The 15185-nt window shown below is 72.1% G+C and carries 12 protein-coding genes and 2 rRNA genes; 7 read left to right on the top strand and 7 right to left on the bottom strand.

Annotated features, from left to right (window positions below; genetic code table 11):
- The 3 genes from ABZ858_RS05630 to ABZ858_RS05620 form a co-directional block, all read left to right on the top strand.
- Positions 1–74: ribosomal RNA gene (locus ABZ858_RS05630) — 23S ribosomal RNA — on the top strand; the annotation flags it as partial.
- A gap of 84 nt (positions 75–158) precedes the next feature.
- Positions 159–275, top strand: a 5S ribosomal RNA gene (gene rrf, locus ABZ858_RS05625).
- Positions 276–346: 71 nt separating this feature from the next.
- Positions 347–913 (top strand): GNAT family N-acetyltransferase, encoded by a 567-nt coding sequence (locus ABZ858_RS05620; protein WP_361372910.1) that lies wholly within the window; start codon positions 347–349, stop codon positions 911–913.
- 15 nt (positions 914–928) lie between these two features.
- Here ABZ858_RS05620 and ABZ858_RS05615 read toward each other — a convergent pair whose 3' ends face one another.
- From ABZ858_RS05615 to ABZ858_RS05590, 6 genes are all read right to left on the bottom strand, one after another.
- The gene (locus tag ABZ858_RS05615) at positions 929–2557 is read right to left on the bottom strand and encodes a type VI secretion protein (RefSeq protein ID WP_361372908.1); all 1629 of its coding nucleotides are present in this window, start codon (positions 2555–2557) and stop codon (positions 929–931) included.
- 13 nt (positions 2558–2570) lie between these two features.
- Entirely contained in the window at positions 2571–3998 is a 1428-nt protein-coding gene (locus ABZ858_RS05610; protein ID WP_361372906.1) for an ATP-binding protein, read from the bottom strand.
- 14 nt (positions 3999–4012) lie between these two features.
- The gene (locus tag ABZ858_RS05605) at positions 4013–5572 is read right to left on the bottom strand and encodes an SCO6880 family protein (RefSeq protein WP_361372904.1); all 1560 of its coding nucleotides are present in this window, start codon (positions 5570–5572) and stop codon (positions 4013–4015) included.
- Positions 5569–6927 carry a hypothetical protein gene (locus tag ABZ858_RS05600; RefSeq protein ID WP_361372902.1) on the bottom strand — a complete coding sequence of 453 codons (1359 nt, stop codon included), beginning with the start codon at positions 6925–6927 and terminating at the stop codon, positions 5569–5571. The genes ABZ858_RS05605 and ABZ858_RS05600 overlap by 4 nt, the downstream gene beginning before the upstream one ends.
- Positions 6917–7789, bottom strand: coding sequence for a hypothetical protein (locus ABZ858_RS05595; protein WP_361372900.1), 873 nt, complete (start codon positions 7787–7789; stop codon positions 6917–6919). The genes ABZ858_RS05600 and ABZ858_RS05595 overlap by 11 nt, the downstream gene beginning before the upstream one ends.
- Before the next feature lie 255 nt (positions 7790–8044).
- Positions 8045–8353 (bottom strand): hypothetical protein, encoded by a 309-nt coding sequence (locus ABZ858_RS05590; RefSeq protein ID WP_009189392.1) that lies wholly within the window; start codon positions 8351–8353, stop codon positions 8045–8047.
- A gap of 681 nt (positions 8354–9034) precedes the next feature.
- Between ABZ858_RS05590 and ABZ858_RS05585 the strand changes: the two genes are divergently transcribed.
- The 3 genes from ABZ858_RS05585 (at position 9035) to ABZ858_RS05575 (ending at position 11975) form a co-directional block, all read left to right on the top strand.
- Positions 9035–9832, top strand: coding sequence for a trypsin-like peptidase domain-containing protein (locus ABZ858_RS05585; protein ID WP_361372898.1), 798 nt, complete (start codon positions 9035–9037; stop codon positions 9830–9832).
- Positions 9833–10017: 185 nt separating this feature from the next.
- Positions 10018–11019 carry a bifunctional lytic transglycosylase/C40 family peptidase gene (locus tag ABZ858_RS05580; RefSeq protein WP_361372896.1) on the top strand — a complete coding sequence of 334 codons (1002 nt, stop codon included), beginning with the start codon at positions 10018–10020 and terminating at the stop codon, positions 11017–11019.
- Positions 11020–11270: 251 nt separating this feature from the next.
- Entirely contained in the window at positions 11271–11975 is a 705-nt protein-coding gene (locus ABZ858_RS05575; protein ID WP_361372894.1) for a phosphatase PAP2 family protein, read from the top strand.
- Positions 11976–11987: 12 nt separating this feature from the next.
- Here the strand turns inward: ABZ858_RS05575 and ABZ858_RS05570 are convergent, their stop codons facing one another.
- Positions 11988–13580, bottom strand: a complete 1593-nt coding sequence (locus ABZ858_RS05570; RefSeq protein WP_361372892.1) for an FAD-binding oxidoreductase — start codon at positions 13578–13580, stop codon at positions 11988–11990.
- A 457-nt stretch (positions 13581–14037) separates the two neighbouring features.
- Between ABZ858_RS05570 and pstS the strand changes: the two genes are divergently transcribed.
- Positions 14038–15165, top strand: coding sequence for a phosphate ABC transporter substrate-binding protein PstS (gene pstS / locus ABZ858_RS05565; protein ID WP_361372890.1), 1128 nt, complete (start codon positions 14038–14040; stop codon positions 15163–15165).
- Positions 15166–15185 lie beyond the last annotated feature (20 nt).

Raw genomic sequence — 15185 nt, 5'->3', positions numbered from 1 at the left:
GGTTGATAGGCCGGATCTGGAAGCACGGTAACGTGTGGAGGTGACCGGTACTAATAGGCCGAGGGCTTGTCCTCAGTTGCTCGCGTCCACTGTGTTGGTTCTGAAACCACGAACAACCCCATGTGCCACACATGGTGCGGTTGATTGTTTCATAGTGTTTCGGTGGTCATAGCGTGAGGGAAACGCCCGGTTACATTCCGAACCCGGAAGCTAAGCCTTACAGCGCCGATGGTACTGCAGGGGGGACCCTGTGGGAGAGTAGGACACCGCCGAACAATTCTTTGGGAAAGGCCCACACCTTAAATGGTGTGGGCCTTTTCTTTTTTCCTGGACTACGGTGATTCCCATGAGCATCCCCGATGACAACGAGAAGTTCCTGGTCCGGGCCATACGTGCCGAGGAGTGGCCGGCCATGAAGGCGCTGCGGCTCCAGTCGCTGCGGGACCCGATCGCCCACCTCGCCTTCCTGGACACCTATGACGCGGCCGTCGTCCGGCCGGACTCCTTCTGGGTGGAGCGGGCGGCGGGGGCCTGCGTGGGGGCCACCGGGACCCAGCAGTTCATCGCGGAAGGGCCGGACGGCCAGTGGGTCGGGACCGTCACCGTGCTCGTGGAGGAGGCCGGCACCACCGACTGGGCTGGGTTCCCGATCGAGCGGCGGCAGGGGCATCTCGTCGGGGTGTACGTCCAGCCCGAGCAGCGCGGCTGCGGCCTGACCGAGGTGCTGTTCGACGAGGCCCTGCGGTGGGCCTGGGAGGCCGAGGTCGAGCGGGTGCGGCTGCTGGTGCACGAGGACAACGGCCGGGCCCAGCGCTTCTACCGCCGGATCGGGTTCCTGCCGAGCGGGGTCACGGTGCCGATGGCCGGTGACCCGGACGCGCGGGAGCTGGAGTTCGTACTCGAACGTCCCTGAGAGCGACGGGCCCGGTCAGCCGGGGAGTTCGTCGTGCGGCCAGCGGGCGCGGCCCTGCTCGCGGGAGCGGAGCAGGGCCAGGGTCGGCAGGCCGCGACCGGCCCCGCCGGCCAGCAGCCCGGGGAGCTGGGGCAGCGGGGCGACGGCCGCCACGTCGTCCAGGACGAGCGCGAGTGGTGGGTCGAGCCGACCGGAGGATGACCGTTCGGCCATGCGCCGGCCGCGCTCGACCACGCTTGCGGCGAGAGCCGTCAGGAACGGCATCGCGCCAGGCTTGGAGCGGGGATCCTCGATGGACTCGCCCACCAGGTAAAGCGTTCCCCCTTCGTTGACGAAGGAATCCAAGGCGAGCGCATCATTTCGGTGAGGAGTGCACGCCTCGCGGATGTTCACCGTGAACAGGGCGGCCAGGGCACGGCCGGTCAGTTCCTGGGCGATGTCCCGGCGTTCGGGGTGCGAGGTGAGCGCGGCCTCCAGCTCGCCCGCCGTTCCCGGGGCCGCCTTGGGGTGGGTGCGCAGGGTCCGTACGGCGTCCTGGAGCTGGGTGCCCTGCGACCAGCGGTGGACGTGGCGGATGGTGCGGCCGTCGATGGCGGCGGCGTGCAGGTAACTGCGCAGCAGGGTCTGCGCGGTGTCGCTCACCGCCTGGTCGATCCGGGCGGTCGGGCGGACCGGGGCGAGCAGGGCGGCCGCCCGCGCCACCGCGGTGTCCTTGTCCTCGCAGCCCGCCGTGGGCGACCAGTGCAGGCGGGCCGGGGTGTCGCAGAGGTGGGCGGGGTCGTAGAGGAGGACCGGCCCCAGTTTGGCCCGCGCGTCCTTCGTCTCCTGCCACAGGGCGGGGTCGGAGGTGACGACGAGGGCCGGGCCGGCCGCGTCGCGGATCGTCTGGGCGGCGGTCGGGCGGCGGCTGTCCTTCGGGCCCACGAAGAGCGAGGGCCGCGGGTCCTCGGTGCCGCCGGACGGCTGCCGCTTCTGCGTGAGGGGCTGCGGGGCTTCCGGCGCGGCGGGCGCGGCGGTCACCGCTGCCGCCGACGCCACCAGGGGAGCGGCCGGGTCGGCCGGGGGCGCCTGGTGGGGTGCCGGGGCCTCGGCCGGGTGGTGGTGGCCGTCCGGCGGCGGGAGTCCCGGGGCGGGAGCTGTCCGTGGGCCCGGCAGGTCGTGCCGGGGAGCCGGCAGCGGGACCTCGTGGGCGGCCGGGGCGGGCGGCCGATCCGGTGCGGCGGCCGTGGTCCGGGCCCGGGCGGCCATGGCCTCGGCGCGGCGCCGTGCCCGTCCCGCCCGCCAGCGTGCCGTCGTACCGAGGGTGAACACGGTCAGCACGAACAGCACCATCAGCTGGCCGATGAACAGGCCCCAGAAGAGCCCGTACCCCGTCAGGCTGCCCGGCGGGGCGTCGGGCCAGGCGCCGGGGACGTCGTGCGGGCGGGCGATGAGGTGGCGCATGGCCGCGGGCGTACGGGTGAAGGTGACGCCGGACGGCCAGGAGCCGTGCGCGAACAGGCCGGCCAGGCCGGTCGCCGTCCACACCAGCACGGTCATGCCGAGCAGGAAGGCGAGCAGGCCGACCAGCAGGCCGTCCGGGATGCCGCCCTGGCCGCCCCGCCGGCCCGGCCCCTGCCGCTGGTCGCCGTCGTCCGGTCTCACCTCGCCGTGCCTCCTACGCCACCGTCGACTCGGACGAGCCGCCCAGGTCGGGGACGTGCTGCTCCATGAAGGCAGCCGCCCGCTGCTCGGCCTCCAGTTCGGCGGCGCGCAGGGCGTCGTCGGCGTCGAGGCGGTCGCGGGAGGACTCCGTCATGGCCCGGTCGGTGAAGACCAGCGGGCGTTCGGTCTCCGTGATCAGGTGCTTGACGACCTGGACGTTGCCGTTGACGTCCCACACGGCGATGCCCGGGGTGAGGGTGGGGATGATCTCCACCGCCCACCGGGGCAGACCGAGGACCCGGCCGGTGGCTCTCGCCTCGTCGGCCTTCTGGGCGTAGATGGTCCTGGTGGAGGCCATCTTGAGGATCGCGGCGGCCTCCTTGGCGGCCGCGCCGTCGACCACGTCGGACAGGTGGTGGACGACGGCGACGAAGGACAGGCCGAGCCGGCGGCCGAACTTCAGCAGCCGCTGGAACAGCTGGGCCACGAACGGGCTGTTGATGATGTGCCAGGCTTCCTCGACCAGGAAGATGCGCTTCTTGCGGTCGGGGCGGATCCAGGTGTGCTCCAGCCACACGCCGACGATCGCCATCAGGATGGGCATGGCGATGGAGTTGCGGTCGATGTGCGAGAGGTCGAAGACGATCAGCGGCGCGTCCAGGTCGATGCCGACGGTGGTGGGGCCGTCGAACATGCCGCGCAGGTCGCCGTCGACCAGGCGGTCCAGGACGAGGGCGACGTCCAGGCCCCAGGCGCGTACGTCGTCTATGGCGACGTTCATCGCCTCCGCCGACTCCGGTTCGGGGTGACGCAGCTGCTCGACGATGTCGGACAGCACCGGCTGGCGCTGGACGATGGTCTCGTTGACGTAGGCGTGCGCGACCTTGAGGGCGAAGCCGGAGCGCTCGTCCAGGCCGTGGCCCATCGCGACCTCGATGATGGTGCGCAGCAGCGCGAGCTGGCCGGTCGTGGTGATCGACGGGTCCAGCGGGTTGAGGCGGATGCCGTGGTTCAGGGCGGCGGTCGGGTCGAGGCGGATGGGGGTTATCCCCAGCTCCTCGGCGATGAGGTTCCACTCGCCGACGCCGTCCTCGCCCTGGGCGTCCAGGACGACGACCTGGCGGTCGCGGAAGCGCAGCTGGCGCAGGACGTACGTCTTCTCCAGCGCGGACTTGCCGTTGCCCGACTCGCCGAGGACCAGCCAGTGCGGGGCGGGCAGCTGCTGGCCGTACAGCTGGAAGGGGTCGTAGATGTAGCCCTTCCCGGAGTACACCTCGCGGCCGATGATGACGCCCGAGTCGCCGAGGCCGGGCGCGGCGGTGGGCAGGTAGACCGCCTGGGCCTGGCCGGTGGAGGTGCGCACCGGCAGCCGGGTCGTCTCGATCTTCCCGAACAGGAAGGCCGTGAAGGCGTCCGTGAGTGCGGTCAGCGGGTCCCGCATCAGAGCATCAGCCCCTACCGTCGGATTCCGGTGGCGAACGGGAGCGTGTTCACGAAGGCGCGGTGGTGCTCGCGGTCGCACCACTCCAGTTTCAGGTACGACTTCCCGGCCGAGGCGCGGATGGTGCGCTTGTCGCGGGCCAGGGCCTCGGGGGTGCGGGCGGAGACGGTGATGTAGCCGACGAGGTTGACGCCGGCGGCGCCGCTGGCGAGGTCCTCGCCGCGCTGGTCGATGCGGTGGTGGGCCTGGACGTCGCGCGGGTCCACGGTGCGGTTCATCTTGGCGGCGCGGCTGGCCTCGGCGACGTCGTTGGTCTTCTCGGTGAGCATGCGCTCGATGGCGACCTCGGTGGGTTCGAGGTCCATGGTGACGGCGACGGTGCGGATGACGTCCGGGGTGTGGACGAGCAGGGGCGCCAGGAAGTTCACGCCGACCGGGGTCATCGGCCACTCCTTGACCCAGGCGGTGGCGTGGCACCAGGGTTCGCGGGTGGCCGACTCGCGGGTCTTGGCCTGGAGGAACGTCGGCTCCATCGCGTCCAGTTCGGCCGGCCAGGCGTTGCGCTTGGTCATCGCCTGGATGTGGTCGATGGGGTGGTCCGGGTCGTACATGGAGTGGATCAGGGAGGCGAGCCGGCCCTGGCCGAGCGGCTGGCGGACGCGGATGTCGGCTTCCTGGAGGCGGGAGCAGATGTCGGTCAGCTCGCGGGCCATGACGACGGCGAGTCCGGCGTCCCGGTCCAGCTTGCGGCCGGCCCGGGGTCGGGCGGCGCGGGCCATGGCCTGGGCCTCGGCGGCCAGTTCGCGGGTGTAGTGCATGCAGGCGACGAGGTAGGCGCGGTGCTGCTCGCTGCTGGTGGACACCATGGACTGCAACTGGTCGTAGGACTCCTGGAGCCACTGCGGGGAGCGTTCGTCGCCGCGCTGGGTGACGTCCTTGGCGTGGGCGTCGGGGTCGGCGGGCAGGGTGCGGGCGAGCATCTGCAGCCGGGTGACGAAGCCGTCGCCGTTGGCCACGTGCTTGAGCAGGGTGCCGAACCGGTCGACGAGGGCTTCCTGGTCCTCGGAGTCGCGCAGGCCGACGCCGGGGCCCTCGATCTCGATGGCGGCGGTGACGGTCTTGCGGTCGGCGTGCAGCAGGACGGCGATCTCGTCGGGGCCGAAGGGGGCGGCGAGCCAGCTGATCCGGCCGATGCCAGGGGGCGGCCCGATCTCGATCTCGCGGCCGTCGAGGCCGGTGCCGGCCTCCATCACGCCGGAGCGGTAGGCGGTGCCGCGCTTGACGGAGCGCTTGTAGCTGCGGTTGATCTCGAACCACTTGTAGAAGGTGCGGTGCCGGTAGGGCACGTAGACGGCGGCCAGCGCCAGCATCGGGAAGCCGGCCAGCAGCATGATGCGCAGGGGCAGTACGGGGACGAGGAGTCCGCACATCATGCCGATGAACGCGCCGGCGACGATCAGGGCGATCTCGCCGGTCTCGCGGTTGCGGCCGATGATCGCGTTCGGCCGGGCGCGGCCGATGAGATAGGTACGGCGGGGCGTGATCGCGGGGGACACGTGGGACTCGGTCGTCAACGCCCTTCACCTCCCGTGCGGTTGGTGCTGCTGTTGCGGGTGCTGCTGGCGTGCGGGGTGTTCACCGGGCTGGGGGCGCGGGGAGCGGGGGCGGCGGAGGGGGCGGACCCGCCGCTGTCGGAGCCGCGCGAGCTGTGCGCGGCGACGCCGCCGGAGGCGGGGTTGGCGGGGCGGGGGCCGGAGGACTGGCCGCCGCCGCCCGCGCCGTTGCTGTCGGCGCGGGTGCTGTGGGTCTTGATGCCCTGGGCGACCAGGGTGGCCGGGGAGCTGATGACGGCCGCGGCCTTGCGTTCGGCGCCCTGCATGATGCGGTTGTTGCGGCCGGCGGCGATCTCGTCGCCGAAGCCGGGGACGAAGCGGTAGATCATCGCGCTGGCGAAGATGGCGAGCAGGATGATGGCGAGGCCGGAGACGACAGCGCCGAGGGAGTCGGGGCCCTTGTCCGTGGTCAGGGCGCTGGCGAGGCCGAGCACGATGACGATGACCGGCTTGACGAGGATCACGGCGATCATGACGCCGGCCCAGCGGCGGACGTGGCCCCAGAGGTTCTTGTCGACGAGTCCGGAGTAGACGACGACGCCGAGCAGGGCGCCCACGTACAGCAGGATCGCCCGCAGGAACATCTCCATGTAGAGCACGCCCGCGGCGAGGATCGAGATGAGCGACACCAGGATCAGCATGATCGGGCCGCCGCCGATGTCCGTGCCCTTGTCCAGCGCGGAGGAGAAGGTGCCGAAGAACGTGCCGGTCTGGTCGCCGGTGGCCTTGGCCATGACGTCGCTGACGCTGTCGGTCGCCGAGACGACGGTGTAGAGGACCAGCGGGGTGAAGGCGGAGGCGAGCACGGTCAGCCACAGGAAGCCGACGGCCTCCGACAGGGCGGTGCTCAGCGGCACGCCGCGCACGGCCCGCTTGGCGACGGCGAGCAGCCACAGCAGCAGGGTGAGGATGGCCGAGGCGGCGAAGACGATGGCGTACTGCTTACGGAAGGCCGCGTTGGTGAAGTCGACGGTGGCGGTGTCGTGCAGGGCCTTGGTGAGCTGCTTGATCGTCCAGGAGGCGGCGTCGGCGCAGCCTTTGGCGAGGGAGGAGAGGGGGTCGAGGCTGGAGCTGGGGTCGGTGCCGCCGCCGGTGGAGGTCGCGGGGGCCTGGCCCTTCTCGCAGTAGTCCTTGGCGGGGCCGCGGATCAGCCCGCACAGGTCCTTGCTCGGCGACGGCGAGGGCGACGACGGGGCCGACGAGGTGGGGCCGGGGGAGGGCGGTGCGGCCAGGGCCCGGCCGGCGAGCAGCACCATGCCGGTCTGTACGGCGGTGACGGCGGCCGCCACCTTGAGGAAGCGGTGATCAGCGCGCATACGTGAACCCTCCGTACTCCTCGACGGCCTTCGTCATGTCGTCGGCGGTGGAGGCACGCTGATCGCGTCCGACCGGCACGGGACCGTCCTTCTGCTGGAAGTCGGTGATCTTCCAGTCGTTGTCGACCCACGTCAGCTGGTACGTGGTGGTGTACCAGCTCTCGGACACGGGGTTGGTCGACGCCGCTCCGGACAGGCCGAACAGCGACGTGTACCAGACCTCGACGCTCGCCTTGTCCCCGCTCAGTGACGTGGTCCTGGTGCCCACCGGGACCACGCGGGAGATGAACGTCTGGCCGGAGGGTGCGGCGCCGTCCTTGCTGAGGCCGATGCTGCCGAGGAAGGACGGGCTGGAGTACGCGCTGTCCAGGTCGGTCTGGCGGCGGGTGGCGATGTCGGGGGCGTAGACGGTGTTCACGATCCGGTGGCGCTGGGCGGCGTCGAACATCTCCGCCGAGCCCAGTGCCACGGAGTAGTTCGCCGCCGCGCTCTGTGCCCCCTGTTCGTCGTGGGCGAAACCGGAGGGGATTCCTCCGGTCTTTGTGGTCACCGGGCGGGTGCCGGTCGGGGCGGTGGCCGAGGTCTTGGGGGCCTTGCCGCGGGCGCCCGAGGCGCCGGAGGAGCCGCCGCCGGAGCGGTTGGCGACCGCGATGGCGGCGATGAGGAGGACGACCACGGCGACCACCGTGATCAGGCCGCGCGAGGGCGAGCGGCCGCCGCGGCGGGCTCCGCCGTAGGGGTCGCCGGCCCGGTCGGGGAGCCGGGTGCGGGTCTGGCCGCCGCCGTACGGACCGCCGTACGGACCGTCGTCGGCGCGCGCCGGGTCGCCGGCGCCGTGTCCGTGCTCGTCTCCGAGACTCATGTCCCGCAGGCCCCCTCGACCTCGACCTCTACCTCGTACCGGAACGCGTAGACGTACGACGGTAGCCGTGCTGGTTCCCGCGCGGGCGCGGTGTGGTGACTCGACATCAGGGAAACGCAACCTCGGCCGGTGGGCACGGTGGGTGGGCGGGGGCAACGGGGGCACCGGTCGCGCCCGCGGGGGGCGGTCGGCGGTGCGGGCGGGGCGCCGTGCGCGGGGTGCGCGGGTGTGCGCCGGTCACCTGGCACGCACGTGCTACACCGCCATGCCGTACACGATGGTGAACAGGGTGCCGAGGGAACCGATGATGAACACCCCGGTGAGACCGGCGATGATCAGGCCCTTGCCCTGCTCCGCGCTGAAGGTGTCGCGCAGGGCGGTCGCGCCGATCCGCTGTTTGGCGGCACCCCACACGGCGATTCCGAGGCAGAGCAGGATGGCCACCGCCATCACCACCTCGATCATCACCTTCGCCTCGTTGCCCAGGCTGCCGAAGGGGCCCCAGTTCGGGGCGATCCCGCCGATGATGGTGTTGATGTCTCCCTTGTCGGCCGCAAAGAGCATGTAAGTCACCGCCCCTGGTGGGTAGTTCCGCGGCCCCTGCGGGCGCGCAGAGGTCGGCCCTCATTGTCGCCGACGACGACGCCCGCGTATGTCGACTTGGCGCCATTGGCGGCGAGTTTTGTCCGTATGGTCACTCTGTGTATCACGGCAGGTCACGCCGGGCAATGAGGTAAGAAACGGAACCTGTGGTGTGGTCCCGTCGTTGGCCACTTCTCGTGCCGGGCGCGGTTTCTGACGGCCGGTCGGGTGAGGCGCCGTTTCGATGGTCTCACGCTTCGCGGCGGTGGTCGCTCCGCCGGACGGCCCTGGTGGGCGTCCGTTCGGGTGAGCCGTCGGCGCGGCGGCCGGCCGGGCGTCCGGGAGGCGCGCGGCCGGGGTGGGCCGTACCGTGGTTTCCAAGGTCGGCGGGGTGCCGGGCCTTCCGGCGGTCCTGCTCGCGCGCCTGTCGGCGCCGGGAACGGAGGTGGCGGGCCATGGCCGAGTGGGACGTCCTCACGGGGGTATCAGCCTGTCGGCCGTCGCCCCCGGGTGCGGACGGCCGTTCGGGCATACGCGGCCGGGCCGAGCGGAGGGACAAGGAGGGCGATGCGGGGCAGACTGTGCGGTGAACGGGGGGTTCACAGGAAAATCTCAGTGAAGTCTGGAGCCGTTTCTCACCTTGGTGGGCCACAGTGGTGGCTGATGAAGCGCACCCCAGGTACCCAGAGCCCCGTTCACCACGGACGCCCGAGGACCAGCGCCCGGCGTCAGGCGCTGTTCGTCGGCCTGATGCTGGTCGCCGTGACCTCTGCCTCGGTCGCGTCCGCCGACGACGGTCCCGGTCCCCTCGGGGTGACCGCCGTGACCACGGTGACGCCGCAGAGCGCCCGGATCGGTGCGCTGTTCGACGCGGAGGACGCCCGGTCCCTCGCCGGCAATCACTTCTGCACGGCCTCGGTGGTGCACAGTCCGCACGGCGACCTCATCCTCAGCGCCGGGCACTGCCTGTCCGACAGCACCGATCTGGTCTTCGCGCCGGGGTACCGCGACGGCAGGGCGCCCTACGGCCTGTGGAAGGTGCAAAGACGCTTCCTGCCCACCGGCTGGACCAAGGAGCAGGACGAGGACAGCGACCTCGGCTTCGCCGTCGTGACCCCGCTCGGCGGGAAGAGCATCGAGGACGTCGTCGGCGCCAACCGGTTCGTGGCCGGGGCGGCGACCGGGGCGACCTCGGTGACGGTCACCGGCTACCCCGACTCCCGCGAACAGCCCATCAGCTGCACCAACCGGCCCACCGCGCACAGCAGCACCCAGCAGCGCATCGACTGCCCGGAGTTCACCAGCGGCACCAGCGGCAGCCCGTGGATCAACCGCGACCACGCGGTCGTCGGCGTCCTCGGCGGCCACGAGATGGGCGGCTCCACCCCGGACACCTCCTACAGCGTCGCCTTCGCCACCACCGCCGCCGCCCTGTACAAGGACGCCGCCGCGGAACCGTGAGGAGCACGACCGGGGCCCTGGCCGGTGGGGCGGCCGAGGTGACGGTGGCCGCGCGGGCGGTGGCCGCGCGTGCGGCGTCCGAGAGGTGGGATGGCCTGTTCCCGGTGTGTGACCCCCTCTGAAACCAGGCAGCGCACCCCTAGACTGTTCGCGGCGGACTCCCGTGCGGCGAGGGGCGGTTGACGGTGCGTAGGACCTGGGTGCTGGTGATCGCCGCCGTCGGCTCCGGGCTGGCTTTCGTGATGGCGCTCGTCGTCGCCGTGTACCTCGTCGCCGGGAACGCCGTGGGCGGAGCGGGCGCGGGAGCCGTCGGGCTCGCGCGGGGGGCGGTGCCGGCCGTCTACAGCACCCTGGTGCAGAAGTGGGGCAACCTCTGCCCGGCCATCAACCCGTCCCTGCTGGCCGCCCAGTTGTACCAGGAGAGCGGCTTCAACCCGCGTGCCGTCAGCCCGGCGCAGGCGCAGGGCATAGCGCAGTTCATCCCCGGCACCTGGGCCACCCACGGCATCGACGGCAACGGCGACGGCAAGCGCGACGTCTGGGACCCGAACGACGCGATCCCGTCGGCCGCCTCCTACGACTGCCAGCTCGCCTCGTACGTCAGGACGGTGCCGGGGGACGTCTCGTCGAACATGCTGGCCGCGTACAACGCGGGTGCGGACGCGGTCATCAGGTACGCGGGCGTGCCGCCGTACGCCGAGACCCGCAACTACGTGAAGACGATCAGGACACTGGCCGAAAGTTTCGCCGCCCCCGTCGCCCGTCTCGACCCCTCCAAGCAGGCCGCCGCCGCCATCTCCTACGCGCAGAGCAAGTTGGGGACGCCGTATCTGTGGGGTGGGGAGGGGACCGTCGAGCAGGGGGGGCGGTTCGACTGTTCGGGGCTGACGCGGGCGGCGTACAAGAGTGTGGGGGTGTCGTTGCCGCGGGTGGCGAACGACCAGTACAACGCGGGGCCGCACCCCAAGCGGGAGGAGCTGCTGCCGGGGGATCTGGTGTTCTTCTCCGACGATCTCACCAACTCGCGGGCGATCCGGCACGTGGGGATCTACGTCGGCGGCGGGTACATGATCGACGCGCCGCGGACGGGGGCCGTGATCCGGTTCGACCCGATCGACACGCCCGACTACTTCGGCGCCACCCGGGTCACCGAGGATGGCGCGAAAGCGCTGCCCACGTCCGTGTGAACCGAGCGTGAATCCCACCCCTGAGCTGCGGAGACGTGTTTCTCTTCGATAACGTCTGCGTGATCATTCGGTGGAGTGTGGAACGTATCAAACGGGGCCGTGCGTTCCTGTTGACGTAGCCCAGGGGGCGTCGGAGGAGCGCGCGTCGCACACGCGCGCGGACAGCGGAAGCGGACCTACGACCACGGGGGTGGCAGCAGCGGCGCACACACGGTGCGTCCGGAAGGACACGACGAAGGGGCCGCAGCACCATGGCTGGACTCGCCGAATCCGGGTCGAACCCCGACGTCGACCTGCTCTACGACATCAACGGCCTGGCCAAGGACGCACCGCACTGGTGCGACCGGGCCATGGAGTTCGTCGGTGAGTACGGGCTGCTGCTCGCCATGGTGCTGCTCGTGGTGTGGTGCTGGTGGTCGGTGCGGCGGCGCGGCGGGGAGGACGCCCCCGCGTCCGTGGCCGCGCTGGTGTGGGCGCCGCTGGCGGCCGGGATCGCGGTCCTGGTGAACGTGCCGATCCGCGGGTTCGTGGAGCGGCCCCGGCCCTTCCGGGACCATCAGGGGCTGGACGTCCTGGTGGCGGGGAAGACCGACTTCTCGTTCGTCAGCGACCACGCGACGCTCACCATGGCGATGGGGGTCGCGCTGTTCGTGGTCGACCGGCGGTTCGGGCTGGCCGGGATCGGCCTCGCGCTGGCCGAGGGCTTCTGCCGGGTGTACCTGGGCGTGCACTACCCGACGGACGTGGTCGGCGGGTTCGCGCTCGGCACGGCGGTCGCGCTGCTGCTGTCGCCGCTCGCCGGCGCGCTGCTCACCCCGGTGGTCAGGGCGGTCGCGAGCACGCGGTGGGGCGGGTGGCTGGTGCGCGGCCGGCGGGGCGCCGGAGTGAGCCGGGTGCTGTCCGGGACGTGCGGTGAGGAGCGGGCCTCGGTGGAGGAGCGGGATCTCGCGGCGTGAGGGCGGCGGGGCCTACAGGCCCTGCGGGGACGTGAAGAAGCGGTCCGGGTCGTAGCGCTGCTTCACCTTCGCCAGGCGGCCGGCCGCGTCGCCGTAGTACGCCGTGCGCCAGTCGGCCAGGGTCGGGTCGATGTAGTTCTGGTAGGCCGCCCCGGAGGCGTAGGGGCGCATCGCCCGGTGGGCGGTGGCCAGCCAGGACTGGGCGGCCGCCCCGGCGGTGCCCGGCGTCCAGGAGGCGATGTACTGGGCGAGCATGCGTGAGCGGCGGTGCACGAAGGCCGTCGCCGTGGGGGAGACCCGGTTGACCGCGCCGCCGAGCGCGACGAACGCGATGCTGCCCGCCCCGCCGTGGGCCGAGGCCAGTTGGGACACGACCGCCTGGACGCCGTCCTCGGTGAGCGAGCGGTCGAAGAAGTCCGAGCGGGCCGCGTACGTCTCCCGGCCGAGGGCGCCCTGCGCGGAGCGGCCCGGGGTGGCGCCGGGCAGATGGCACTGGGGTTCGGCCGCGAAGGACGAGCAGCCCGCGTACGCCTCCATCGCCCCTTCGTAGGAGTGGCGGTCGAGCGAGACGCCCGTCGCCCGGGCGCCGGTTCGGGCGGCCAGCCGGTCCACGGCGTTCTGCAGTTCGCCGTACGTGCCCAGGGAGAAGGCGGACACCGACACCTTCGGGCCGCCGCCGGCCGGCTTCTCCAGGCTGAGGGAGGACCAGATCTCGTCGGGCTGGTCCGGGCCCCACTCCTGCCAGGCCCGCACCACCGCGGCCGCCTGCGCCCACGGCCAGGTCAGGTGGGCCGAGACGGCCTGCGGGGCGGGGTGGGTGGCGAAGCGCAGTTCGGTGACGACACCGAAGTTCCCGTTCCCGGCGCCGCGCAGCGCCCAGAACAGGTCCGGGTTCTCGGTGGCGTTCGCGGTGAGCTGCCGGCCGTCGGCGGTGACGAGGGTGGCCTGGGTCAGGCTGTCGCAGGTCAGGCCGTAGGCGCGGGAGACGATCCCGTGGCCGCCGCCCAGCGCCAGGCCGGAGACGCCCACGGTCGGGCAGGTGCCGGCCGGTACGGTCACGCCCCGCGCGACGAGCGCGCGGTAGACGTCGATGAGCTTGGCGCCGGCGCCGACCACCGCGGACGTGCCGCTCACCCGGACCCGGTCGAGCCGGGAGACGTCGAGGACCAGACGGCCGTCGCCGGAGGACCAGCCCGCGTACGAGTGGCCGCCGTTGCGGATCGCCACGGGGACCCGGCGGGCGCGGGCGTAGCCGAGCAGCGCGCGGAGGTCGCCGGCGTGCGCCGGGTAGGCGACGGCGGCGGGCCGCAGCGTGTCGAAGCGGGTGTTGTAGAGGCGGCGCGCGGTCGTCCAGTCGGCGTCGCCGGGGCGGACCAGGGAGCCGTCGAGGTCCCGGGCGAGCGCGGTCCAGTCGGCGGGGGCGGCGGCCCCGGTGGTCCGCGCGGCGGTGCCGGAGGGGCTTCGGGAGGCGGTCGTGCCCGGGGCGCCGCCGCCGGCCGCCCCCGACGGCGTACCGCCGCCGCTGCCGCCGTGGCCGCCGCACCCGGCCGTGGTGACGGCGGCGACCGCTCCCGCGCCGCCCGCGATGAACGTGCGCCGTTCCATGTCCGCGTCTCCTGTCCGCGCCTCCTGCCGGCTCCCCCTGGACCGAGACGCCACGAGGGCCCGGCGGGTTCCCGTACGGCGCAAGCAGAAGGCGGAACGGCAGGCGCAGCCGGAAGGGCGGAGGCGGAAAGCGGAAGGCGGAAGCGGAAGGCGGAAGCGGAAGGCGGAAGCGGAAGGCGGAAGCGGAAGGCGGCGCGGGCGGTGCTACGGGGCTCTGCCGGGCGGCGGGGGCGTGGCTGCCGGAAGCCGCGCGTGCCCTGTCCGAGAGCATTCCGTGACCTCACCACGCCGACGGCAGGGGTTCACCCCTCGTTCACTTCCGGCCATCGGACGCTTCACCTGTTCTGCCTAATTTCGGCCTTACCCGGTGCCGGGGTGCCCCGCGGGGCCCACCCGGCGTCGCCCACTCTTCGCACGCCGCCGATCAGGACGGCGGCTCCTGGAAGGAATTCCCTCAGTGAAGCTTCAGCGCAAGAACCGGCGGGCACTCGCTCTCGGCGTCCTCGCCGTCTCCGGCGCCCTGGCCCTCACGGCGTGCGGTTCGGACGACACGGGCGGCAAGAGCGGCTCCGACGGCGGCAGCACCGCGGCCTCCAAGTCGTCCGTCAAGTGCGACGGCGCCAAGGGCCAGCTGCTCGCGGACGGCTCCTCCGCGCAGAAGAACGCGATCGACGCCTGGGTGAAGCAGTTCAGCCAGGCCTGCGGCGTGCAGATCAACTACAAGGGCGGCGGCTCCGGCGCCGGTGTGACGGCGTTCACCCAGGGCCAGGTGGCCTTCGCCGGTTCCGACTCCGCGCTGAAGCCGGCGGAGGTCACCGCCTCCCAGAAGGTCTGCACCGGCGGCGGCCAGGGCATCGACCTGCCGATGGTCGGCGGCCCGATCGCGATCGGCTACAACGTCTCCGGGGTCGACAACCTGGTCCTGGACGCCCCGACCCTGGCCAAGATCTTCGACGACAAGATCAAGACCTGGGACGACCCGGCGATCAAGAAGCTCAACCCGAACGCCAAGCTGCCCAGCCTGAAGATCCAGGCGTTCCACCGCTCCGACGAGTCCGGCACCACGGACAACTTCACCAAGTACCTGAAGGCCGCCGCCCCGAGCGACTGGACGTACTCGGGCGGCAAGGCGTGGCAGGCCAAGGGCGGCCAGGCCGCGCCGCAGTCCTCCGGCGTGGCCCAGCAGGTCAAGCAGACCAACGGCGCCATCGGCTACTTCGAGCTGTCCTACGCCAAGGACGTGAGCACGGTCGCCCTGGCCACCGGCGCCGCCGCCCCGGTCAAGGCCACCGTGGAGAACGCCACCAAGGCCATCGCGGACGCCAAGGTCGCCGGCACCGGCAAGGACCTGGCGCTCAAGCTCAACTACAACACCAAGGCCGAGGGCGCCTACCCGATGGTCCTCGTCACCTACGAGATCGCCTGCGACAAGGGCAACAAGGCCGACACCCTGCCGGCCACCAAGGCGTTCCTGCGCTACATCGCCAGCCAGGACGGCCAGAACCTGCTCTCCCAGCACGACTACGCGCCGATCCCCGACGCGATCATCGGCCAGGTCCGCACCACCATCGAGGGCCTGAGCTGATCCGCGTGCGGCCCGGCCCC

Source organism: Streptomyces sp. NPDC047017 (assembly GCF_040644175.1).
GTDB lineage: Bacteria > Actinomycetota > Actinomycetes > Streptomycetales > Streptomycetaceae > Streptomyces.
The sequence above is the reverse complement of the archived record's forward strand: the minus strand, read 5'-3'. Positions and strand labels throughout refer to the sequence as shown.

Bases quoted from the DNA above. Each gene is read 5' to 3' on its own strand.
- ABZ858_RS05620 (WP_361372910.1), top strand. From the start codon at position 347: ATGAGCATCCCCGATGACAACGAGAAGTTCCTGGTCCGGGCCATACGT.
- ABZ858_RS05610 (WP_361372906.1), bottom strand. From the start codon at position 3,998: ATGCGGGACCCGCTGACCGCACTCACGGACGCCTTCACGGCCTTCCTG.
- ABZ858_RS05600 (WP_361372902.1), bottom strand. From the start codon at position 6,927: ATGCGCGCTGATCACCGCTTCCTCAAGGTGGCGGCCGCCGTCACCGCC.
- ABZ858_RS05595 (WP_361372900.1), bottom strand. From the start codon at position 7,789: ATGAGTCTCGGAGACGAGCACGGACACGGCGCCGGCGACCCGGCGCGC.
- ABZ858_RS05590 (WP_009189392.1), bottom strand. From the start codon at position 8,353: ATGCTCTTTGCGGCCGACAAGGGAGACATCAACACCATCATCGGCGGG.
- ABZ858_RS05585 (WP_361372898.1), top strand. From the start codon at position 9,035: ATGAAGCGCACCCCAGGTACCCAGAGCCCCGTTCACCACGGACGCCCG.
- ABZ858_RS05575 (WP_361372894.1), top strand. From the start codon at position 11,271: ATGGCTGGACTCGCCGAATCCGGGTCGAACCCCGACGTCGACCTGCTC.
- ABZ858_RS05570 (WP_361372892.1), bottom strand. From the start codon at position 13,580: ATGGAACGGCGCACGTTCATCGCGGGCGGCGCGGGAGCGGTCGCCGCC.